The following is a 22,745-nucleotide window of genomic DNA, read 5'->3' as shown; positions in this document are numbered from 1 at the left end:
TTTATTGATAAATAATGCTGAAATGCGCTAATGCATCTGCTGAGCCGGGAATGATTTGATCACTGGTTGCAATATATTTAGCCACAAAATTCATTTCTACCGTTTTACTTGGGGTTATTTCTTTAAACTGGCTTCCCCCATTTAGTGGTATACGGCGAACACTATTTTCTTCATAAAGGCCTATTGCAATACCTGTTGCAGCAGGTGAGGTTGCATTTGGTGATAATCCTAATAAAGAGGGGTTAGCACTATCACTTTTACCATCAAACTTAAATTGAATTTTCTTATAATCGGTAGGGCAATTAGATAATGTTATTCTAAATGGTGTTGCTGCGGCAGTACTATTTTTATTAGTAAAAGCGGCTACAGAAACCTTCCCCATATTAACCACTTTATGTACAGAATTAGTATCAACAGAGCACGCCGTTGGAATTATACTGCCAACGAACTTTATTTCACCATCTGCTGAAAAAGAAATAGAATGATTAAAAAATAAAATAAGTAATATATATTTTAATAAACTGTTCATTGTATGACCTTGTAAATTATTTGCTGTGTGATTTCTATCAGTATATGTTGCTGATTGAGCGCAATATAATAAGTCTATTTTTTATGTTAAAAAGGGGTAAATTGGCGTGCACAAAACCAAATGATTTGATATCGACTTTCTTTTTCATCCTAAAATTTTGTTTTTAACATTTGCATTATGAAAATGATTTTCAGCATGATACTCCGTTTATTGTTCTTAAAAATTAAGAGTAGGGTATAACCGTTAAATTTTTAACGATTATAGCATCAAAACATACTACTTTAGTTACAACATACTAATTGTTTGAAGAGTACCTAATGAAACAACAGTGCCAATACAAAAAATAACGTGACTAGGCTAGCTAAGAATTAAATGGGAAATCAATCCAAGGTAGGGTGAATAGGGGGGGAAATGGTAAATCAGAGTCTCTATTTACTCCCTTTGCTAGTTTTAGCAGAGAGAGTAAAAACACAAACTGTCTGTATGGGAAATGAGCAAAACACTACAGTGTTTTACTTGTTACGCTATGCAAATAGGGCGAGCCATTGGTTTTTACGGCGTTTAAAGAGAATGGGTGTAACTCCTTTGAGCCTTTCTCATTTAATTTCTGGCGACATCTAATTTTTCTGGCACAGGCACTATTCGAAAAATGAAGCTTATTGATTTTTTTAACTTTAGCGCTAAAACCAATGTCTTGTGATGATTGAATTCTCTCATTTTTGGTTATGGTATATGAATGTTCATTACGTAATATTAAGTGCATGTTACCTCCTGAATGCAATCATTAGATAATATATGATTCACTTACAAATGATTTAAAAAAGCGCTGCTAGAACTAATGAAGGAAGAAGTATCGATGAGATCACTACACTGAATACTAGAGCCTTTTCAGTGTAGTGATTGTAGTTGAAGCTAAAATAGATAGTAGGTTGCGGGCACTGCCCCCGCGATAATAGCCAGAGCGATAATCTTTTCAGCCATATTAAGTGGAGCTTGTTGGGATTGCTGAGTTCGCGCATACCAAAAAACAAGTATACCAGGCGCATATAAAACGACAGACAGCATAAGGTTGATCAGTCCAGAAGCATAAAGCAGCCAAAGACCATAGAGGCTGGCCACCATTCCAACCATCAGTAGCAGCTTATTATGGCGTTCAAAAGCGACTTTTATGAGAAAAGCACCCACTAAAAAGTAAGGAACCAAAATCATCTCAGAAGCGATTGTTAGGAGCGTATTGTAATTACTCCCACTTAGCCAAATTAAGACTAGAGAAAGCTGTACGGCACCATTTGTTAACCACAGGGAGGAGGATGGAGCATCATTCTTATTCAGTTTATTGAATATTTTAGGGAATGATTGATATTGCGCTGCGATATAAGGCACTTCGGCAGCCATAATTGTCCAACTCAGGTATGCTCCACACACAGAGATAATAAGCCCCGCTGCGATAATGATCTCACCACTTGAACCAATTAAACCTACCATTAAATTGGCCATTGATGGATTTTTTATTTCAGCAAGCTCAGCCCTTGGCATAAGGCCTAACGAGAGAAGTGTCACTAGGATATAGATGATTAATGCAGAACTAACGGCGAAAACAGTGGCTAAGCCAACATCACGGCGGTTTTTAGCGCGAGCAGAGACAACGACAGCTCCTTCGATACCAATAAACACCCACAACGTGATCAACATAGTGTCTTTAACTTGCTGCCAAACAGGCACTCCGAGGGAAATCCCACTAAAATCTGCATCGAACACATCAAGTTTGAAAGCGACAAATGCTAGGATAATAAATAGCCCTAATGGGATTAATTTTGCCATAGTGGCTAGCTTATTAATTCCCGCCGCCGTTTGAACACCACGCAACACTAAATAGTGCACAATCCATAATAAGATGGATTCACCAACTAAGGCTTGCCAAGTGTTACCATCGCCAAAAATAATCCTATCGGGTGTATCAGTAAAAAAGCTGATAGCCGCAAAAACGATAACTAAGTAAGAGACATTAGCGATAACCGCACATAGCCAATAACCCCATGCGGAACAAAAACCAATCAGTTCACCGAAACCTTCTTTTGCATAAGTAAAAATGCCCCCATCAAGATCTGGGCGTATACGAGAAAGTAGCAGTAGAGAGAAAGCTAAAAATAAAATGCCAATGCCTGTAATTGACCAGCCAATGATAAGTGCCAAAGGGCTGGCAACTTCAGCCATATTTTGTGGAAGGCTAAAGACACCTGCACCCACCATTGAGCTGAGAACTAATGCGGTGAGTGCTGTAAGACTGAGTGTATGTTTCAATGTATGTCCTGGTTATTCTACAATCAAAAGTTAAAATAACGTTAAATCTACAATTTTATAATGTATTTAAGCTGGAACAATTTTAAATTATAGATTGTTTATCTGTCGTACTGATAAAGTGAGGGGGATTCTACGAATGAAACGACGGTTATGCAATGGAAAACTATTCAGTTTGATAAGATTTTTATTCAGTGGGAAAATCAGCAGTCAAACGTTTTTTTCAGAAATAAAAAAGCCAGCTCGAAAATGGAGCTGGCTTGGTTAGTTAGTATACTTATTACTTAAAGAGGTCAGCGCTGATGGTTACGCTACCGCCATTTGACTGCCACTCACGTGTGATATGGAAGTATTTGGCACCTTTAGCTTCAGCACGTTTGGCAATTTGATAACGCACTTCTGGTGTATTGGTGTAATAACCCGAGAAAGTGATCGAATCAAATGGAACCATTTGTGCAGCAGCGGTTTTATTAACTTCTTCGATAACATAGCCACTTGGCAATGTTACGCTGGTTTTGCCTGGTGCACTGCTTGATGTTTCAAAGAAACGACCAACGGCAGTAGTTGGTTCTTCAGATGAAGCAACGCCAGGAATACGTACTTTTTTGGCGGCTTCACCACCTTCCGCTAATAATGCTTGACCCGCTTCTGAATCTGCTGGTACGACAGCTTCCTCTAGCTGAACTTGGCGCTTAGGCGCATCTTTTTTATAGACATAAGCGGTAGCTAGGGTATTTCCACCATCATTTACAGCGATGTTACGAACAACATAGAATGATGCTGCGCCTTTTTCTTTTGCTTTCTTCGCAATAGCTTCATAAAGATCAGGCTGAGAAGGGTAGAAACCACTGACGGTAACAGCATCAAATGGTTCATACTGTGTTGCGTCTGCTTTTGACATCTCTTCAACGCCACCAAATACGCGACGTTTGCTTTCTTCCACAGATTTTGCATCTTTTTGGTAAAGATCTGCAACAACGCGCATGTTACCGCTATCACCCACATCATCAAGGCTCTGGATATAGAAAGCGTAAGCGCCTAATTTATCAGCCCGGCGTGAGACGGCATCGGATGCTTCATAAATAGCATTAAAGCGCCCAGTCACTGTTATGCGCTCATAAGGTTTTAACTCTTCAGCCTGTTTGGGCGTCAGTTCAACAGCTGCCTGTACAGCAGTAATACTGGTTAATGATAACACCGCGGCTGCGATGGCCGTAGTTTTCAGCTTCATACAAAATCCTTCCGACTTGCGCAATTTATTTTAAAAGTGCTGAACTTTAGTTGTATCACATGGCTATGATTATTACACGTAACCAATCAAGTTGTCTCATAATTTTATTTTTTATAAGAAATAAATATTCATTGACTAGTCATAATTACCAGATTTTTTTAGCTATCCAGTATTTTATTGACCTAAAACTAAGATTTTCACTGCGAATTCCATTTACTGTTTAAGAATCGAGATCAATTATGGATCAAGAAGGTTATTTTCAGTAGGTTATTAGAACTCCATAGAACTGTTTTCGGCTAAAAATAGGACTTTTCTATCTAAGATGGTTAATTTTTAGCAAATTTAACAAATACAAAATTACTTTGGCTTTGAAAAGGGAACATTATGCGTATTGGTATACCTAGAGAACGATTTGCCAATGAAGCTCGTGTTGCTGCTACACCCTCGACGGTGACTCAACTGATTAAGTTAGGTTTCAGTGTCTGTATCGAAAGTGAAGCAGGACATTTAGCGAGTTTTGAGGATGCGGCTTATGAGCAGTCGGGGGCTGAGATTGTTGATCGTGACACCGCTTATTCAGCCGATATTGTTTTTAAAGTCAATGCACCACTAGACGATGAAATTGGATTACTGAAAGAAGGTGCAACGCTGGTGAGTTTTATCTGGCCAGCGCAAAATGCTGAATTGATGGATGCCTTAAAAGCAAGAAACATCAATGTATTCGCTATGGATGCAGTGCCGCGGATTTCCCGTGCGCAATCATTAGATGCCTTAAGTTCAATGGCAAATATCGCAGGTTATCGTGCAATTGTCGAAGCTGCTCATGAATTTGGTCGTTTTTTTACTGGTCAAATTACAGCAGCCGGTAAGGTACCGCCAGCGAAAGTGATGGTCATTGGTGCTGGGGTTGCTGGGCTGGCGGCAATCGGTGCTGCTGGTAGCTTGGGAGCGGTTGTACGTGCATTTGATACGCGTCCAGAAGTTAAAGAGCAAGTGCAGAGTATGGGGGCCGAATTCCTTGAGTTAGATTTCAAAGAGGAAGCAGGTAGCGGCGATGGCTATGCGAAAGTCATGTCCGAAGCGTTTATTAAGGCGGAAATGGCTTTATTTGCTGCACAAGCTAAAGAAGTCGACATTATCGTCACTACCGCACTTATTCCTGGGCGTCCAGCACCTAAATTAATTACCAAAGAGATGGTTGAGTCAATGAAACCCGGTAGTGTGATTGTTGACTTAGCGGCGCAAACAGGGGGGAACTGTGAGTTAACCCAAGCGGATAAATTGGTTGTGACTGATAATGGTGTCAAAATTATTGGTTATACCGATTTACCAAGCCGTCTACCGACTCAATCATCGCAATTGTATGGCACAAACCTTGTTAACTTGATGAAGTTACTGTGCAAAGAGAAGAATGGCGAAATCAATATTGATTTTGATGACGTTGTGATCCGCGGTGTTACCGTTATTAAACAAGGTGAAATCACGTGGCCTGCTCCCCCCATTCAAGTATCTGCTCAGCCGCAGGCGAAGCCTCAAGTGGCGGAAAAAGAAAAAGCGCCTGAGAAGAAGAAAATGTCGCCTGTAGTTAAGTATGGCTTAATGGCATTAGCGATCATTCTATTCGGTTGGTTTGCAAACTCAGCGCCAAAAGAGTTCTTATCACACTTTACGGTATTTGCTCTCGCTTGCGTTGTCGGTTATTACGTTGTGTGGAACGTAACACATGCGTTGCATACACCATTGATGTCTGTCACCAATGCAATTTCAGGCATTATTGTTGTCGGTGCAGTATTGCAAATAGGCTCGGGAGGATGGGTTAGTTTCTTATCTTTCATTGCCATATTGATTGCAAGTATCAATATATTCGGTGGGTTTACTGTTACCCAGCGTATGTTAAAAATGTTTCGTAAAGGATAAGGGGTAACGTATGTTGTCGAGTGGAATTGTAACGGCAGCTTATATTGTTGCTGCTATCCTATTTATATTCAGCCTAGCAGGGTTATCACGCCATGAAAGCTCTCAGCGTGGTAATACTTATGGTATTGCAGGTATGGCGATTGCTTTACTGGCTACCATCTTTGGCCCAGATAGTGCCAATATTGGCTGGATGATTGTTGCGATGGTCATTGGTGCAGTGATTGGTATTCGTCTGGCCAAAAAAGTTGAAATGACCGAAATGCCAGAATTGGTCGCTATTTTACATAGCTTTGTTGGTCTAGCGGCTGTTTTGGTTGGTTTTAATAGTTTTATTGCCAGTGAAGGTCATGCAGACGCGGTGATGGAAAATATCCATCTGACGGAAGTGTTCTTAGGCATATTTATTGGTGCGGTCACCTTCACAGGATCTGTGGTGGCTTATGGGAAATTGTCCGGTAAGATCTCATCGAAACCGATGATGCTACCTAATCGCCACAAACTAAACTTAGCGGCGCTTGTTGTCTCATTTGTGTTATTGCTGATCTTTGTTAAAACAAATAGTGTTGGTTTACAAGTCTTTGCCATGCTGATCATGACGGTTATTGCTTTGGCATTTGGCTGGCACTTAGTTGCTTCGATTGGTGGTGCAGATATGCCAGTTGTTGTGTCAATGCTGAACTCATATTCAGGTTGGGCAGCCGCTGCGGCAGGTTTTATGTTGAGTAATGACTTGCTCATCGTGACAGGAGCACTGGTCGGTTCGTCGGGTGCTATCCTCTCTTATATTATGTGTAAAGCTATGAACCGCTCCTTTATCAGTGTTATTGCTGGAGGCTTTGGTACAGATGGCTCCTCAACGGGTAATGAAGAGGAGATGGGCGAATACCGTGAAACAACGGCGGAAGAAGTGGCAGAATTATTGAAAAATTCAACCTCTGTCATTATTACTCCAGGTTATGGATTGGCGGTTGCCCAAGCACAATATCCTGTTCACGATATTACGGCTAAGTTGCGTGAGAGAGGCATCAATGTGCGTTTCGGTATCCACCCTGTAGCAGGGCGCTTACCTGGGCACATGAACGTCTTATTAGCTGAAGCAAAAGTACCTTATGACATAGTACTGGAAATGGATGAAATTAATGATGATTTCTCTGATACCGATACAGTATTGGTTATTGGTGCGAACGATACTGTTAACCCTGCGGCACAAGAGGATCCAAATAGTCCAATTGCAGGCATGCCAGTGTTGGAGGTTTGGAAAGCAAACAATGTGATTGTATTTAAGCGTTCAATGAATACCGGCTATGCAGGTGTACAAAATCCATTGTTTTTCAAAGAAAACACGCAGATGTTATTTGGTGATGCAAAAGCCAGCGTTGATGCGATTTTAAAAGCACTTTAATATACTAACCTCAAAAGCTCTGTAGGCAACTACAGGGCTTTTTTATGGGTAAAAATGGGTTGTATAAGAAACTATCTTATTAAAAATTCAGTCTATCTCATTATGTTGTGCATTAGTTTCATTTTAATTTTAAAACCGGAGAATAGAAAATAGCCGTCATTTTATCGTCCACATGATGCTATTTTATTCACTTTAATCATAACGAGGAGGCCAATATTATGGCTCTCAACTGTGTAAATAAGGCTTCCTCACGATTACCAATGGATTTGTTTCAGGATTGGACATTGATAATGGGTTAGCATTGGGAATTAAATAACGTATTACAATGAGTCGACGAGGGGGTAGCCGTTAATATCTCTGCTGAAGGTAAATTAGAGATATTTTCAATTAGATAGTTTTTATATTACCCAATATACAAATTTTATGAGTAATACTGCTGGCAAAAATAGTGGGGATACTAATTTTTGCGCATTGAAGCACTGAATGTGCATTCATTTATCGCAAAAGCGCTGAGTTACCTACAGCGCTTTTGCCACTTTAAAATAAATCTACTTAAGGTTGAGCGATAAAATTAATCATCATCAACCGTGATTGGGCAAACGAAACCATCAGGCTTAATCGCTAATAGGTCACATTTCAATTTGTCGATAACATGTTCTGCTGTATTCCCAAGAAAAGCTGCGGAAATCCCAGTTCTGCCTAATATACCTAGGACAACGACGCCGGCATGTAACTCCTCACAGATTTCAGGGATGATTTTCTCAGGTAACCCTTCACGGACGTGAGTGTATTTTTCATCAATCGAAAATTTCTGGCGTAATTCCTTCATGGCAATGAGATGTTGCCCACGTAGTGCATTGTTATAAAGGCTTGGGTCGAAATCAGGTAGTTCTATTGCAATATTCATTGGCGCAATAGGGTATGCGCTGACCAAATGAATTTCCTGATCTTTCACAATACGTGTTGCTAAATCCTTCGTTTTCTCAACCAACTTAATATTGAGGTCATCATGATAGGATTCTTCATTTGATAAATTGACGGCCACAACAACCGAACCATGATCTGGCCAGACTTTATCTTTAACCATCCATACAGGAGAAGGGCATTTTCTTAAAAGGTGCCAGTCCAGCGGCGTAAAAATAATCGACTCAAAGTTATCTGTTTGATGAGCCATTTTCAGAAGCAGGTCGTGTTCACCACTAATCACTTCCTGAATGATGGCTTCGTAAGGTTTATTATGCCAAATCACTTTAATTTCTATCTCAATACCTGCTTCCAGATAGAAATGCGCTTGTTGTTTAATCCAAGCAGCCTTTTGATTAATGACACCCTTACGCATTGCATCACGCTCTTCAGGTGATAGCAACGTGGTCATATCATAAGAGAGATCATAGATAGGTAAGAATGCTTTAATCCGTCCACCATTACGTTGCACTATGTAGACAGCACGTCGTAATGCTGGTTGATCATCCTGATTTGGGTCAATTGCAACTAGGAGATTTCTATAGTTTGCCATATTAAAATCCTCATAACGGCTGGACATTCCCTACTAAAGATAAACTAAGGTATTGAGGAAAAATAGGCAAGATTTGATGAAAAATAATAATGATGGGTCACAAAATAGTGACCCACCGAGAATTATGAACAAGAGACAGTGGAGACTTTACCTGCAATATCAGTCAGTTTTTCCATATCTTCAATAGTGATATATTTGCCTTTAACACTTAACATGCCGCTTTTTTGGAAACGTCCTAAAAGTCGACTAATCGTTTCAACGGTAAGGCCTAAATAGTTACCAATATCACCACGAGTCATCGTTAAGCGGAATTCTCTTGGAGAGAAGCCGCGCTCTGCAAAGCGATGAGATAGGTTAAGAATAAATGCAGCTAAACGTTCTTCCGCATTTTTCTTAGACAATAAAAGGATCATTTCTTGATCGCCTTTTATTTCGCCGCTCATCAAACGCATGATTTGTTGGCGTAGATTAGGCATCTTACCTGACAAATCATCGAGAGTTTCGAATGGGATTTCACAAACCATTGATGTTTCAAGAGCTTGTGCAAAACTTGGGTGCTGTGTATGTATAATTGCATCAAAACCAACCAGGTCACCAGCAAGATGGAAGCCTGTAATTTGCTCATCACCTTCTTCAGTGATGGTGTAACTTTTGATTGTTCCTGAGCGAATGGCATACAAAGAACGTAATTCATCGCCGGCTTTAAACAGCGCCTGACCCTTTTGAATCGGTTTTTTACGTTCAATGATATTATCAAGTTGATCCAGTTCATGTTCATTCAGTGTGAAGGGAATGCACAGTTGGCTAATACTGCAGTCCTGACAATGAATAGCACAACCACCAGACTGGATGCGACGAACAACTCTTTTTTCTGGGATCATATTAAATGCTCAATACAAGTTAAAATTATTGATATGAGTCAATTTTAACATAAGATAATGCAACTGATAAGTAGAAATATAAAACAGAAGTATCTCAAATAGAAAAGCGTATAAAAACAAAGTAGTTAATCAAATTACATAGTTCATTATAACATCATGATATTCCTTATTTAACTTAAATAACCATTAAGTTAAGTAAAAAATTCTTTAATAGATAAAAGGGGTTATCTATTAAATATCTATTTAAAAGATATATTTTGATAAATTTAAAAATTAACATTAGTTATAATATTTAAACAATAATGCAATATTCGACTTAAAAATGAAAACTTCAGAGGAGCATCAAATGGTAAATAATCCATTAAATATTCCCAATACGATGAAAGTAATAAATATCGCGGAGCACGGTGGAGCAGAAAAACTGCAAATAATTGAACAACCATTGCCCGTATTATCAGAGGGTTATTTATTGGTTAAAGTTGAGGCTGCTGGTGTTAATCGCCCTGATGTTCTTCAACGTATGGGGGCTTATCCGCCACCTCCAGATGCCTCACCTATTTTAGGGCTTGAAGTCGCAGGAACCATTGTTGCAAAAGCAGACGATGTTCAACAATGGCAGATTGGAGATAATATTTGTGCGTTAGTTGCTGGAGGTGGTTACGCCGAATATTGTCTGGTACATCAAGATATTGCATTACCATTAGGTCACTTATCATTTGTTGAGGGAGCGGCTATACCTGAAAACTTTTTTACTGTTTGGGCGAATGTTTTTCAGATTGGTAAATTGAAAAAGGGTGAAACAGTGCTCATTCATGGTGGAACATCCGGTATTGGATCCGTTGCTATCATGTTAGCAAAAGCATTTGGTGCCACGGTGATCACAACAGTCGGCTCAGCAGAAAAGGTAGAAGTCGCAAAATCATTAGGGGCGGACTGTATAATTAATTACCGAAACGATGATTTTGTTCAACACACTCTTGATTACACGCGTTCTCAAGGGGTTGATATGGTTGTTGATATTGTTGGTGGTGATTATGTGGATAAAAATTATCAAGTCGCCGCAAAATTCGGGCGGATCATTCAAATAGGAATGATGAAAGGTAACCCTAAGAGCCTCAATTTAATGCCTTTAATGATTAAACGTTTGATTCACACAGGGTCAACCATGCGTTCACGTACCGTTGCCGAAAAATCCAGCATCGCCGCAGAGTTAAAGCAGCACGTTTGGGGGATGTTGCAAAAAGGTGAATTAAAACCTTTTATTAACAAAACCTATCCGTTAGACCAAGTGGCTGATGCTCATCGCCATATGGAATCTGGCGATCTTTACGGAAAAATAGTGTTAATTAACAAATAATTATTTTCCTATTGAGATTTATTGAGTCATGAAGATTTAATTTTTTCATGACTCATTGGCTTGCTCATTTATAACAAATGGTTTACATTTTCAAGTGGTTTTAGCGTAAATATCTCTTTACAGCAGACTAATTTTCGAAATTTTGTTCCTGCGCACAAATCCGATTGAAATAAATACGAGTTTATTAATATTTTAACAATTATGGATTATACCTATAGCTAAGTTGGCACATTAACGGCTTGCCTATCAATAAATAACCCAAAGATAATAAAGATAACAAGATCATTAATATATTGTTGTCTTTTAAAGATATGCATCCGTTATATCACTTTCCAATGATAGTAGTTACTTAAATCAAATATGCCATTAAAAGCATGGGCATGATTTAAAGGTGTAGTGATAATGACAAATTTTAATAACTCAAAAATGAATGTAGATGCTTTATTTCTAGGACCGAAATCTGAAAATGCAGTATTTTTCAGAGAGATGATGGAATATGCGGTAACGGAACATATGCATTGGCGTTCAGGCTACCACCCAGAAGACCCTGAATATGTGACAACGGTCGATCGTTATGCACCGGAATATAGGGATACTTTATATCGAACAGAAGGTATTTTAAATCAACTCTCTTCTAAGTTAAAAACAACATCAATCCCATGGTTTTCTCCTCGTTATATGGGCCACATGAACGCGGATACCTTAATGATATCGAATCTCGCGTACGTTATGGCAATGATGTACAACCCAAATAACTGTGCTCAAGAGTCTTCCCCCACCACAACAGTACTCGAGCTAGAAGCAGGGTTAGACCTGTGTGCAATGTTTGGTTATGACACTAATCAGTCATGGGGGCATATTACTTCAGGCGGCACTGTCGCTAATTATGAGGGGTTGTGGGTTGCTCGAAATATTAAAACGTTACCTTTGGCAATAGCTAAGCATCCTCAGGCTCGACAATTACTAAAAGAGGATAGTGAGAAAGCGTTGCTGAATATGCCGACCTCTGCTGTTTTAGATCTTATCGATGATTTAAAGAAACAAGGATTATTTGAAGAAGTCAGAGAAATGACTTGTCGTGGTGAAGGGGTAGAACAAGGGAAATTAGGTAAGCTATTAGTCCCGCAATCTAAACATTACTCTTGGATGAAAGCGATGGATATTTTGGGGTTAGGACAACAAAATATCGTACAGCTCCCCGTCGATGCCAGTTATCGCACTGATACTGAGCAAATGAGACAAATTGTGTTTTCATTGATTGAACAAGGTGAGCCTATTTTAGCCGTAGTGGCTGTTGTAGGAACAACGGAAACGGGCGCGATTGATAATGTCGCAAAACTGATTGAATTGCGCAGAGAGTGCGAAGCGCGTTTTGGTGTCTCATTTTATATTCATATCGATGCCGCTTATGCAGGCTATGCCTGTGCCATGTTCCGTGATGAGAATAATCAATTCCTTGATTATGATGTTTTGATTAAACGTTACCATCAGGAAGGTATTTTCCCCTCCGATGTTGTTTGGCCAAAGCCAGAGGTTTATCAAAGCTTCAAGGCATTACAAGAAGCGGACTCTATCACGGTTGATCCTCATAAAGTGGGCTTTATTCCTTATGCGGCAGGAGCAATCTGCATGAAGGATAAACGTATTGTTGATCTCATTTCTTATCATGCCGCTTATGTGTTTGAAGAAGTTGCAGAAAAAGGGCGTAAAGCAGAAAAGCAACAAAACGTATTATTAGGCTCTTCAATCATGGAAGGGTCAAAAGCTGGAGCCACGGCGGCGGCGGTCTGGGCGGCCCATCGGTTAGTTCCGCTAAATATTCTCGGTTACGGAAAAGTGATAGCAGCAGGAATAACCACAGCGAATTGGATCATTGAAAGTATCAATACCTGTGAGGCATTTGAAATCGAAGATAGAAAATTCGAAATTATTGCGCTGCCATCGCCTGATTTCCACATGGTCAACTTCATGTTTAAGGAAGTCGGTAATCAATCATTAGAAAAGCAGAATCAACTGAATAAGCGCCTTTATGAGTTGTGCTCATATGCCGCAGGCCGCTCTTATACGAATGACTTTTTAACTTCCTCAACATCCTTAACCTCGGAAGAGTACGGTGATAATCCACGAAATTTCTGTCGTGAGGCTGGCTTTAGTGATCAAGAGTGGGATAAGACTCAGTCATTATATGTATTAAGAGCCGCGATCATGACACATTGCTTACGGGATAAGCAGCATTTCACCGATTTTTGGCAAGAGTTGAAAAATATCTTTGAAGGCAAGTTGCAACAGCTTATAGATGAAGAAAATAAATTAAATCATTCAAAACAAAAAATAACGCTATAAACTTCTTGGCTAGGATCTCAATATGAAAAATCGCACACTTGGCAGTATTTTTATTGTTGCTGGCACTACGATTGGTGCTGGTATGCTTGCAATGCCGATAGCGGCAGCAGGTAACGGCTCCACGATAAGTTTAGCAATGTTGTTCGTGCTTTGGGCATTGATGTGTTACACCGCATTATTACTTGTCGAAGTCTATCAACATGAGTCCTCAGAAACGGGTATCGGCTCTGTTGCTCAGCGCTACTTAGGCTCAGGCGGTAAATTTATTACCGGTTTTAGTATGATGTTCCTGATGTACGCACTAACGGCGGCTTATGTTAGTGGTGCAGGGGAAATTATTACCTCCAACTTAAAAAGCAGTTTTGCTATTGAGATGGCTGATTGGATGGGGATTGTTATTTTTACGGTGATTGGTGGTGGTGTCGTGTGCTTTGGAACATCATCCGTTGATTTTATTAACCGTATTTTATTCGCAGCAAAAATTGTTTTTCTAGTCATTATCTTAGTGTTAATGATGCCACATGTTGAGCAGCAAAATTTATTGTCTGCACCAACAGAGAAAGTCTTGATCCTCTCGGCTATTCCTGTGTTTTTTACCTCATTTGGTTTCCATGGCAGTGTGCCAAGTGTTGTGAAATATATGGGCGGTGATGTGAAAAAATTACGGATAATATTTATTATCGGTAGTGCTATCCCATTAGTTGCCTATATTTTATGGCAGATTGCTACGTTAGGTAGCATTAACCCTACAACCTTTGTCGGCATTCTTGCAGAAAATTCAGGATTAAATGGCTTACTGGATGCTATCCGCAATGTTGTGATGTCGGAAAGAACCCAGTTTATTGCTCAGATGTTTATGAGTTTAGCGCTCGCCACCTCGTTTCTCGGTGTTGCTTTAGGGCTATTTGATTTCTTAGCGGATTTATTTAAGCGCCAAGATAATATGGAGGGCCGCCTGCAAACAGGATTATTAACTTTCTTGCCACCATTAGTCTTTGCGCTGTTTTATCCGAAAGGATTTGTCATGGCATTAGGTTTTGCGGCGATTGCATTATCTATTCTTGCACTATTGTTACCTAGCGCGATGGCATTTAAATCAAGATTGTGTAATAAGCGTAAATATCAAGTTACCGGTGGCACACCTGCACTATTTATCGTGTTCTTGTGTGGTATTGTGGTGATCGGTGTTCAATTGGCAATTGCCTTCAAAATACTGCCAAACGTAGGGTAATTGACCTTTTCATTCAAATCAATAAAGCCAATCACGGACTCAACGGATTGGCTTTTTTTATTTCACTTCGATTATTGCTAATGCTTTTTTATCGATGGCATTTTATTAGCATCTCAATAAGAATAATTATCATTAGCATTTTATGCAAAAAAACAGATATATCTAAACTGGTAATCTTCAAAAAATCCACTATTATATTAGATATATCGGTTTTTAAGACCTAAAGGGGTTCTGAGAGTATTAATGAATAATGAACAACAAGCGGAACCGTGCCTTTGTGATGGTAAAAGCTTAAGCCGTATGTTTAACCCAAAACAGTTGCGTGTCTACATTCTGCATCTCTTGGCTGATGGGTCAAACTATGGTTATGAATTGATAAAAAAGATAGGGCAGGAAACGGCGGGTTTTTACTGCCCAAGCCCTGGTGTGATTTATCCAACATTAACATTACTAGAAGAGTTGGGGCTGATCACCGCGTATAAGGAGCAAGGAAAAGGGCGTAAGTGTTATTCGCTGACACCTGAAGGAAAATGTTTTCTATTATTGAAAGCTGATATTTTAGCGGAAGTTCAGCTAAAACTCAGTTATGCACAAGAGCTTACGGCTGGCAACCAATTTGCCAAAGAAATAGAGCTTGCTGTTGATAGATTTAAATCATTGCTGCGACACAACATTGTTTTGCAGGAATTGACTAAGGAACAATCAATGCGAGTTGTTGAAATTATCAACAGTGCTGTTGAACGTATTGAACAAGTCAACTCGGTATTGACAGTAGAAGGGCACGAACATGGCTAAAACCAATGATATTATTCAGGCAAAAGAGTCTTCATATATGAAAGATAACGTAAAGACATCACCTAATATACCATCTAACGAAAGTACGGAATCGGCCGAGGTAAAACCAGAGGCTGCATTAGATAAAAAATTTAAAGAGGTTGTTTGCCCAAAAGTACCGACATCTTATTTTAAACGAGCTAAACGCCAGCGTACTAAATAATAAAATAGGTTATTTTGCTGATTTATTATTCATGGTAAAACTTTTTGCACTTTAATTCGCTATTTTAGTGGAAAAAGGCCATGAAAATAAAAAATAGACCTATTTTACCAAAACATTTTTCTGTTCTTAATGAACGGTCATAGTAAAACGCTGTTTATGGATTACATAATTATCATGTAATCCCCTAATAACCTTGGCTATTAGGGGATTGATTTAATTACAGGTTGAGTAGCGCCTGTATTTTTTCTATTTCATCGATCCACTGTTGTTGAAGCAGTGGTTTTTGATGAGCTAATTTACGTTGCCTATCTGCGTGTAATTTATCTTCAAGTAACAATAACTTTTCCAACAATTCATCTTCATAAACAGTCGATTGAGAAGCGGCTTCGTCTATATGGGGTGAAGCTACTTTTTCGTTAATTACGCTGTTATTTTGAAGGTGCGATTGTTGCTCGATTTGTTGGTAAACCTCCTCGACGTCAAGATACTCCTCTAATCGATTATTATTGATATACCAAAAACGCTGGCAACTCGTTTCAATTAACCATTTATCATGGCTAACCACCAGCAAAGCGCCTGCAAATTGTGATATTTGCTCACTCAGTGCTTCTTTACCTTCAAGATCAAGGTGGTTGGTGGGTTCATCTAGCATCACTAGCTCATATTGCGCCAAGCTCAAGCCAATAAATAACAACCGTGCTCGTTCGCCGCCACTGAGTGTTGCCACTTTTTGTTGGTGGCGAGTATAAGGAAAACCTGCACCAATCAATGCCATTTTGCGTTGTTCATCGACTAAATTAGCAAAAGGCCGTAAAGCATCAGATAAACTGTCATTATCATTGAGTTGCTCAAGTTGCTGGTCGTAATAACCCGCATTAATCGATGGATGAAACTTTAATTGCTCACTGTATCGTTCATCTGCTTTAAAACGTTGCCACAATAAACGTAATAAAGTGGATTTACCGCAGCCATTGGCACCAATAATGGCAATACGATCACCACTTTTGACTTGATGAAAACCTGTTGTGAAAAGCAATTTCTCATCGGGAGTCTTAATGTTGGCATGATCTAATTCAAGGACTCTATCTGCGGGGATCGATTTGCCATTTAGCGCTAATTTCCATTGATAGCCTTCAGTCAGCTCAGTTTGCGCCTCCTTGAGTCTATCGATATGTTTTTCCATCTGTTTTGCTTTACGAGAAAGGTCTTCGTTATCATAAACTTGACCCCATATAGCTAAACGTTTGGCACTTACCGCAATGCGATCAATCTCCTTTTGCTCCGCTTGATGGCGTTTTTCATCAGCGACATCTTTTTGGCTCAGTGCATGACGTGCAGATGAGCATGGGAGCCGGAAGAAATGTAGCGTTTTATCTCGCAATATCCATGTGCAGTTAGTCACTTTATCAAGCAGATTTTGATCGTGAGAAACTAAAACGAAGCTGCCTTTCCAGTTTTGCAAAAAGTTACCTAACCAAATCAATGTGGGAAGGTCAAGATGGTTACTTGGCTCATCCAATAGCATCAGATCGGGTTGTTGAATTAATGCTCTACCTAAAAGTAATCGGGTATGCTGCCCGCCACTAATTTGATTGGCTTTTTGTGCCCATTGTTTCTCAGTGAACCCTAAATCAGTCAGTAAAACTTCCGCTCGCCAACGCTCAGAAAGACGCTCTTGAGCAGGGAGTTGCTGCATAACTGCATCAGTTAAACTCAAATGCGCTACCTCTTCGGGTAGGTGCTGTTCAATATAAGCGGTTACACACTGATTTGCATAAGTAATACTGCCACTGTTAGGTGATAACTGACCGGTCAAAAGCTTCAATAATGTACTTTTGCCACTTCCGTTATGCCCAATCAGACCAATACGATCGCCACTTTGTAGCGTGAAGGTTATATCACTCAATAAAGAGGTTGTAGAAGTATCATAATTTAATGATTTTACAGATAATAAAGTGCTCATAGCTTACTCAATTTTTAGGCATGACAATGCCAGGGTATAGTCAGGACGACAACCCAGTAAGCTGAGGAAGGTATCTTTTGGGAGCTTCGCTCAGGCAGGGTTATCGCAGTATATAACTGTGAAAGCCTGAGCTTTGGCGATTACCAAAGAAGTGTGAATAGTCAATAAGATCACACAACATCATAATAAGCCTCCTTTTTTCTAGTGTTGAACAATATCGCTATCATAACAAACCTAGCAACTTTCTATCAATCACAATGATGTATTGTGTTTAGGTATTGTTATAAATGATTCTAATGGCATTAAAAGTGTCATGAATAAAACTGCTAGTGGCTGTGGTGAGTAATAATTTTGGAGTAAAATCAAGATGTAAACATATAGGAAACGCCAAAATGAATGTAGAAATAAAACCAGCCACAATTAAAGATGCCGCTTTGATTTTAGATATGATCATCGCATTAGCGGAATATGAAAAAGCACGTCATGAAGTTAAAGCATCTGTCACCGATATAGAAAACTCATTATTTGGTGAAAATTCAAATACAGAGGCTTTAATTTGCTATGTGGACGGTAAACCTGCTGGTTATGCGGTCTTTTTTTCTAGTTACTCGACTTGGTTAGGTAATAATGGGATCTACTTGGAAGATTTATATGTTTCCCCTGATTATCGAGGAGCGGGTGCGGGTAAAAAATTATTAAAGCATATTGCAATGATTGCCAGTGAAAGGAAATGCCAGCGTTTGGAATGGAGTGTTTTAGACTGGAATCAACCTGCAATTGATTTTTATAAAAGTATTGGTGCTAAACCCCAAGATGAATGGGTTCGTTACCGTATGGATGAACAAACAATTGCTGAATTTATAAGTTAAATACCTAATAAGTTAATTTTATAACAAAATAATGCTAACAAACTTTTTTGTTAGCATTATTTTTTTGTTTTTTAATAAATCTTAAGCAATAAGTGCCAATAAACTCTTTTTAACTTTTGAATATGGTATTTTGTGATATATGTGCTATTTTACTTAAGGTTAAAAGGGATAAAATAGAATTAAATTAAAGGGATAGAGAACAGGCAAGTAACTTAATCTAAAAAGGAATGTTGTATTGAGATGTTAAGTTGAAAATGTGCGTTAGTCAGTTTTTATTTTCTTGGTTTTATTATTTTTTAGTGTGACTAAATAAGATGGGCAATACTAAACAATTGAATTAAAAATTAGCTATTTTCTTTCACATAAAGAAAAGAGAAGGGATGGTATGAAAATAAATAAACGAAAGATCATTTTTTATGTCGCTATTATTTTAATTATTGCAGCAGGTGGTTTTTATTATTGGAGTATGAATTCTAGCAGTTTACCCGCAGGTTTCGCTCAAAGTAATGGTCGTATAGAAGCAACCGAAATTGATATTGCAACCAAAACGGCAGGGCGGATCGATACTATTACGGTGAGAGAAGGTGATTTTGTCAAGGAAGGTCAGGTTCTTGCCAAAATGGATACCAGAGCACTGCAAGAACAGCTTCACGAAGTACAAGCTCAATTACGTCAAGCAATTAGTAATGTATCAACAGCAGAATCAGGTTTAGTGCAACGTGAAAGTGAAAAGTTAGCCGCACAAGCGGTTGTTCGTCAACGTGAAGCAGAACTTGATGCGGCACAGAAACGACTTAACCGTTCTCGTGCATTAGTAAGAACCAAAGCGGTTTCTCAACAACAGGTTGATGATGACACCGCACAGGTACAAGGCGCAAAAGCCGCGCTGCAAGCGGCTAAAGCTCAAGTTGCAGCCTCTCTTGCGGCAATTGATTCTGCAAAAGCGGGCGTTGTTCAAGCAAAAACGCGCGTTGATGCAGCGACTGCAACTGAAAGACGTATTATTGCTGATTTAGATGATAGTGTGCTTAAAGCGCCGCGTAACGGTCGTATTCAATACCGTGTTGCTGAACCTGGTGAAGTATTAGGGGCCGGTGGTCGAGTATTAAATATGGTTGACCTCAGCGATGTTTATATGACCTTCTTTTTACCTACAGAAGATGCTGGAAAAGTGGCATTAGGCAGTGATGTGCATATTGTCTTAGATGCTGCCCCTAATATTGTGATACCTGCGAAAGCGACTTTCGTTGCCAGTGTTGCACAATTCACACCAAAAACCGTTGAAACGCAAAACGAACGTTTGAAATTAATGTTCCGTGTTCGCGCACGAATTTCACCAGAGCTACTGGAAAAGAACCTCGAATATGTCAAAACTGGTTTACCTGGCAAAGCTTATGTTCGTTTAGATCCTAATGCCCAATGGCCAACTGACCTTGAGGTGAGATTACCACAATGACCCATAATTTGATGGATGATGTGATAGTAGATTTAAGCCATGTCAGCCAACATTACGGTGATAATTGTGCGTTGGATGACATTACTTTATCAATTCCAGCAAGGAAAATGGTTGGTTTAATTGGCCCTGATGGTGTGGGGAAATCAAGCCTAATTTCATTGATTGCCGGTGCAAGAGAGATCCAGCAAGGGAAAGTTATCGTTCTTGGCGGTGATATGGCAGATAAAGAACATCGCCGAGAAGTCTGCCCTAAAATTGCTTATATGCCCCAAGGATTAGGGAAAAACTTATATCACACGCTTTCAGTCTATGAAAACGTCGATTTCTTTGGGCGTCTATTTGGGCAATCTAAAGAAGAGCGCCAGTATCGTATCGACGATTTACTCGAAAGCACGGGGTTGGCTCCATTCAAAGATAGGCCCGCAGGGAAGCTTTCAGGGGGGATGAAACAGAAACTGGGGCTTTGTTGTGCGCTAATTCATGACCCTGATTTACTGATCCTTGATGAACCAACCACAGGGGTTGACCCATTGTCACGGGCACAATTTTGGGATTTGATCGAACGTATTCGCGAACGACAAACTAATATGAGTGTGTTGGTGGCCACTGCTTATATGGAAGAAGCGGAGCGTTTTGATTGGCTGGTTGCGATGGATGATGGCAAGGTCATGGCAACAGGACATGCCTCTGAACTGAAAGCACAAACACAGTGCGATGATCTTGAAGCTGCATTTATTGCGTTACTGCCAGAAGAGAAGCGTAGCGGTCATAAAAAAGTGGTTATCCCGCCTCGTGATACCTCAGACGATGATGTGATAGCGATTGAAGCGCAAGATCTAACCATGCGTTTTGGTCAATTTGTGGCGGTCGACCATGTTAATTTTAAAATACCGAAAGGTGAAATATTTGGCTTTTTGGGATCTAACGGATGCGGTAAGTCCACAACGATGAAGATGTTGACTGGGCTATTGCAAGCGAGCGAAGGGCAAGCATGGTTATTTGGGCAAGAAATTGACCCAAAAGATATCGAAACGCGCAAACGCGTTGGTTATATGTCACAAGCATTTTCCCTCTATAGCGAATTGAGTGTCGAACAAAACTTAGTTTTGCACGCTAAGCTATTTCATATCGCGGAAGATCAAATTAAGCAGCGTATTGATGAGATGTGCCAGCGTTTTGATTTAGATGATGTGCGAGATACGATGCCCGATGATTTACCGTTAGGTATTCGTCAACGCTTATCGCTAGCCGTTGCCGTTATTCATCGCCCCGAAATGTTGATCCTTGATGAGCCTACATCAGGGGTAGACCCTGTGGCGCGAGACATGTTCTGGAATTTAATGGTTGACCTTTCAAGGCGTGACGGTGTCACCATTTTTATTTCTACCCACTTTATGAATGAAGCGGAGCGCTGTGACCGTATTTCCTTGATGCATGCAGGGAAGGTACTTGATTGTGATACTCCTGATAATCTGATCAAAAAGCGCGGATTAGACACGCTGGAAGCCACTTTTATCGCCTATCTACAAGATGCTGTGGGAGAAGCCGGAGCGACCAAGGATACAGCCCCTGAATTTCATGTTGACCCTGAGCTTAAAAAACAGACGGATGAAGCACTGAAAAGCCGTTTCAGTTTCCGTCGATTATTTAGTTATAGCATTCGGGAAGGGATGGAGTTACGGCGCGACCCAGTACGTTCGACACTCGCACTACTGGGTACGGTGATCCTCATGTTTATCATGGGCTATGGGATCAGTATGGATGTGGAAAATTTACGTTTTGCAGTACTTGACCGTGACCAGACAGGTTTAAGCCAAGGTTATACCCTAAATTTGGCAGGCTCTCGCTATTTTATCGAGCAGCCTCCCATTAAGGATTATGATGAACTGGAAACCGCGCTGCGTAGCGGTAAAGTATCTGTCGCCATTGAAATTCCCCCTAATTTTGCGCGTGATGTAGCAAAAGGGCATGCGGTGAAAATTGGCGTATGGGTTGATGGCGCAATGCCTAATCGTGCTGAAACTGTTCGTGGTTATGTACAAGCGATGCATCTCGCTTGGTTAAGCACCATGGCTGCTAAGCAACCTGTTGGTGTGGCGGGAATGCCTGTCATCGACATTCAAACCCGTTATCGCTATAACCCCGATGTAAAAAGTTTACCTGCGATTGTTCCCGCAGTGATTCCTCTGTTGCTGATGATGATCCCAGCGATGTTAAGTGCACTCAGCGTGGTTCGCGAAAAAGAGCTAGGATCAATGATTAACCTTTATGTAACCCCGATCACCAAATTGGAGTTTTTATTAGGTAAACAGCTTCCTTATATTTTATTAGGCATGTTTAACTTTGTGATGCTCTGCGCGTTGAGTGTATTTGTTTTTGGCGTTAGCTTTAAAGGGAGTTTTCTGACCTTAACACTTGCAGCTTTTCTCTATATTACTATCGCAACAGGAATGGGCTTGCTGATCTCTTGCTTTATGAAGAGTCAAATCGCCGCTATTTTTGGTACCGCAATTATTACACTGATCCCGGCTACTCAATTTTCAGGCATGATTGACCCTGTCTCTTCACTTGAAGGGATTGGTCGTTGGGTTGGTATGGTTTATCCAACATCGCACTTTTTGACAATAACACGCGGTACTTTCTCTAAAGGACTGAACTTGTTTGATTTGCAAGCGTCATTTATTCCGCTATTGATTACTATCCCTATCGTGATAGGCCTCAGTGTTATTTTCCTGAAAAAACAGGAGTCCTAACT

Annotated in this window: 16 protein-coding genes; 10 read left to right on the top strand and 6 right to left on the bottom strand. The window is 40.0% G+C overall.

All coding sequences use genetic code 11. The annotated features are described in order from the left end of the window. Position 1 precedes the first annotated feature (1 nt). From PR699_RS10590 to ydgH, 3 genes are all read right to left on the bottom strand, one after another. Positions 2–529, bottom strand: a complete 528-nt coding sequence (locus PR699_RS10590; RefSeq protein ID WP_014658314.1) for a fimbrial protein — start codon at positions 527–529, stop codon at positions 2–4. A gap of 912 nt (positions 530–1,441) precedes the next feature. Continuing rightward, entirely contained in the window at positions 1,442–2,830 is a 1,389-nt protein-coding gene (locus PR699_RS10585; protein ID WP_014658315.1) for an amino acid permease, read from the bottom strand. Between the two features lie 277 nt (positions 2,831–3,107). After that, positions 3,108–4,058, bottom strand: a complete 951-nt coding sequence (ydgH, locus tag PR699_RS10580; protein ID WP_004919577.1) for a DUF1471 family protein YdgH — start codon at positions 4,056–4,058, stop codon at positions 3,108–3,110. A 384-nt stretch (positions 4,059–4,442) separates the two neighbouring features. Between ydgH and pntA the strand changes: the two genes are divergently transcribed. Together pntA and pntB are read left to right on the top strand one after the other, a co-directional pair. After that, positions 4,443–5,975 (top strand): Re/Si-specific NAD(P)(+) transhydrogenase subunit alpha, encoded by a 1,533-nt coding sequence (gene pntA, locus PR699_RS10575; protein WP_014658316.1) that lies wholly within the window; start codon positions 4,443–4,445, stop codon positions 5,973–5,975. A gap of 13 nt (positions 5,976–5,988) precedes the next feature. Then, a complete protein-coding gene (gene pntB / locus PR699_RS10570; protein ID WP_014658317.1) occupies positions 5,989–7,377 on the top strand; it encodes a Re/Si-specific NAD(P)(+) transhydrogenase subunit beta in 1,389 nt (462 codons plus the stop codon). 571 nt (positions 7,378–7,948) lie between these two features. On the opposite strand, the gene uspE is transcribed toward pntB, so the two are convergent. Then, positions 7,949–8,893 carry a universal stress protein UspE gene (uspE, locus tag PR699_RS10565; RefSeq protein ID WP_014658318.1) on the bottom strand — a complete coding sequence of 315 codons (945 nt, stop codon included), beginning with the start codon at positions 8,891–8,893 and terminating at the stop codon, positions 7,949–7,951. A 122-nt stretch (positions 8,894–9,015) separates the two neighbouring features. Then, positions 9,016–9,774 (bottom strand): FNR family transcription factor, encoded by a 759-nt coding sequence (locus PR699_RS10560; RefSeq protein WP_004919586.1) that lies wholly within the window; start codon positions 9,772–9,774, stop codon positions 9,016–9,018. Positions 9,775–10,120: 346 nt separating this feature from the next. On the opposite strand from PR699_RS10560, the gene PR699_RS10555 reads away from it, so the two are divergent. The 5 genes from PR699_RS10555 to PR699_RS10535 all read left to right on the top strand — a co-directional run bounded on the left by PR699_RS10555 (position 10,121) and on the right by PR699_RS10535 (position 15,702). Further along, positions 10,121–11,131, top strand: a complete 1,011-nt coding sequence (locus PR699_RS10555; protein WP_014658319.1) for an NAD(P)H-quinone oxidoreductase — start codon at positions 10,121–10,123, stop codon at positions 11,129–11,131. Between the two features lie 402 nt (positions 11,132–11,533). Further along, positions 11,534–13,474, top strand: a complete 1,941-nt coding sequence (locus PR699_RS10550; protein ID WP_014658320.1) for a pyridoxal-dependent decarboxylase — start codon at positions 11,534–11,536, stop codon at positions 13,472–13,474. 82 nt (positions 13,475–13,556) lie between these two features. Next, complete coding sequence (tyrP, locus tag PR699_RS10545) at positions 13,557–14,705, top strand: tyrosine transporter TyrP (RefSeq protein WP_306463368.1); 1,149 nt, start codon at positions 13,557–13,559, stop codon at positions 14,703–14,705. Between the two features lie 243 nt (positions 14,706–14,948). Then, entirely contained in the window at positions 14,949–15,500 is a 552-nt protein-coding gene (locus PR699_RS10540) for a PadR family transcriptional regulator (RefSeq protein ID WP_004919595.1), read from the top strand. Further along, positions 15,493–15,702 (top strand): hypothetical protein, encoded by a 210-nt coding sequence (locus PR699_RS10535; protein WP_004919597.1) that lies wholly within the window; start codon positions 15,493–15,495, stop codon positions 15,700–15,702. The genes PR699_RS10540 and PR699_RS10535 overlap by 8 nt, the downstream gene beginning before the upstream one ends. 217 nt (positions 15,703–15,919) lie before the next feature. Here PR699_RS10535 and PR699_RS10530 read toward each other — a convergent pair whose 3' ends face one another. Then, entirely contained in the window at positions 15,920–17,665 is a 1,746-nt protein-coding gene (locus tag PR699_RS10530; RefSeq protein ID WP_014658321.1) for an ABC-F family ATP-binding cassette domain-containing protein, read from the bottom strand. Between the two features lie 392 nt (positions 17,666–18,057). Here PR699_RS10530 and PR699_RS10525 point away from each other — a divergent pair, with 392 nt between their 5' ends. The 3 genes from PR699_RS10525 (at position 18,058) to rbbA (ending at position 22,743) form a co-directional block, all read left to right on the top strand. Then, a complete protein-coding gene (locus tag PR699_RS10525) occupies positions 18,058–18,534 on the top strand; it encodes a GNAT family N-acetyltransferase (protein WP_014658322.1) in 477 nt (158 codons plus the stop codon). 385 nt (positions 18,535–18,919) lie between these two features. Then, positions 18,920–19,990, top strand: a complete 1,071-nt coding sequence (locus PR699_RS10520; RefSeq protein WP_004919603.1) for an HlyD family secretion protein — start codon at positions 18,920–18,922, stop codon at positions 19,988–19,990. Further along, a complete protein-coding gene (rbbA, locus tag PR699_RS10515; RefSeq protein WP_014658323.1) occupies positions 19,987–22,743 on the top strand; it encodes a ribosome-associated ATPase/putative transporter RbbA in 2,757 nt (918 codons plus the stop codon). The genes PR699_RS10520 and rbbA overlap by 4 nt, the downstream gene beginning before the upstream one ends. The last annotated feature ends 2 nt before the right edge of the window (positions 22,744–22,745 follow it).

The organism is Providencia sp. PROV268, assembly GCF_028477805.1.
GTDB classification, from domain to species: domain Bacteria; phylum Pseudomonadota; class Gammaproteobacteria; order Enterobacterales; family Enterobacteriaceae; genus Providencia; species Providencia stuartii.
Note: the sequence above shows the minus strand (reverse complement) of the source record. Positions and strands in the feature narration are given on the sequence as shown.

Bases quoted from the DNA above. Each gene is read 5' to 3' on its own strand.
- PR699_RS10530 (WP_014658321.1), bottom strand. From the start codon at position 17,665: ATGAGCACTTTATTATCTGTAAAATCATTAAATTATGATACTTCTACA.
- PR699_RS10555 (WP_014658319.1), top strand. From the start codon at position 10,121: ATGGTAAATAATCCATTAAATATTCCCAATACGATGAAAGTAATAAAT.
- rbbA (WP_014658323.1), top strand. From the start codon at position 19,987: ATGACCCATAATTTGATGGATGATGTGATAGTAGATTTAAGCCATGTC.
- PR699_RS10525 (WP_014658322.1), top strand. From the start codon at position 18,058: ATGAATGTAGAAATAAAACCAGCCACAATTAAAGATGCCGCTTTGATT.
- pntA (WP_014658316.1), top strand. From the start codon at position 4,443: ATGCGTATTGGTATACCTAGAGAACGATTTGCCAATGAAGCTCGTGTT.
- PR699_RS10535 (WP_004919597.1), top strand. From the start codon at position 15,493: ATGGCTAAAACCAATGATATTATTCAGGCAAAAGAGTCTTCATATATG.
- uspE (WP_014658318.1), bottom strand. From the start codon at position 8,893: ATGGCAAACTATAGAAATCTCCTAGTTGCAATTGACCCAAATCAGGAT.
- ydgH (WP_004919577.1), bottom strand. From the start codon at position 4,058: ATGAAGCTGAAAACTACGGCCATCGCAGCCGCGGTGTTATCATTAACC.
- PR699_RS10520 (WP_004919603.1), top strand. From the start codon at position 18,920: ATGAAAATAAATAAACGAAAGATCATTTTTTATGTCGCTATTATTTTA.
- tyrP (WP_306463368.1), top strand. From the start codon at position 13,557: ATGCTTGCAATGCCGATAGCGGCAGCAGGTAACGGCTCCACGATAAGT.
- PR699_RS10560 (WP_004919586.1), bottom strand. From the start codon at position 9,774: ATGATCCCAGAAAAAAGAGTTGTTCGTCGCATCCAGTCTGGTGGTTGT.
- PR699_RS10540 (WP_004919595.1), top strand. From the start codon at position 14,949: ATGAATAATGAACAACAAGCGGAACCGTGCCTTTGTGATGGTAAAAGC.
- PR699_RS10550 (WP_014658320.1), top strand. From the start codon at position 11,534: ATGACAAATTTTAATAACTCAAAAATGAATGTAGATGCTTTATTTCTA.
- PR699_RS10590 (WP_014658314.1), bottom strand. From the start codon at position 529: ATGAACAGTTTATTAAAATATATATTACTTATTTTATTTTTTAATCAT.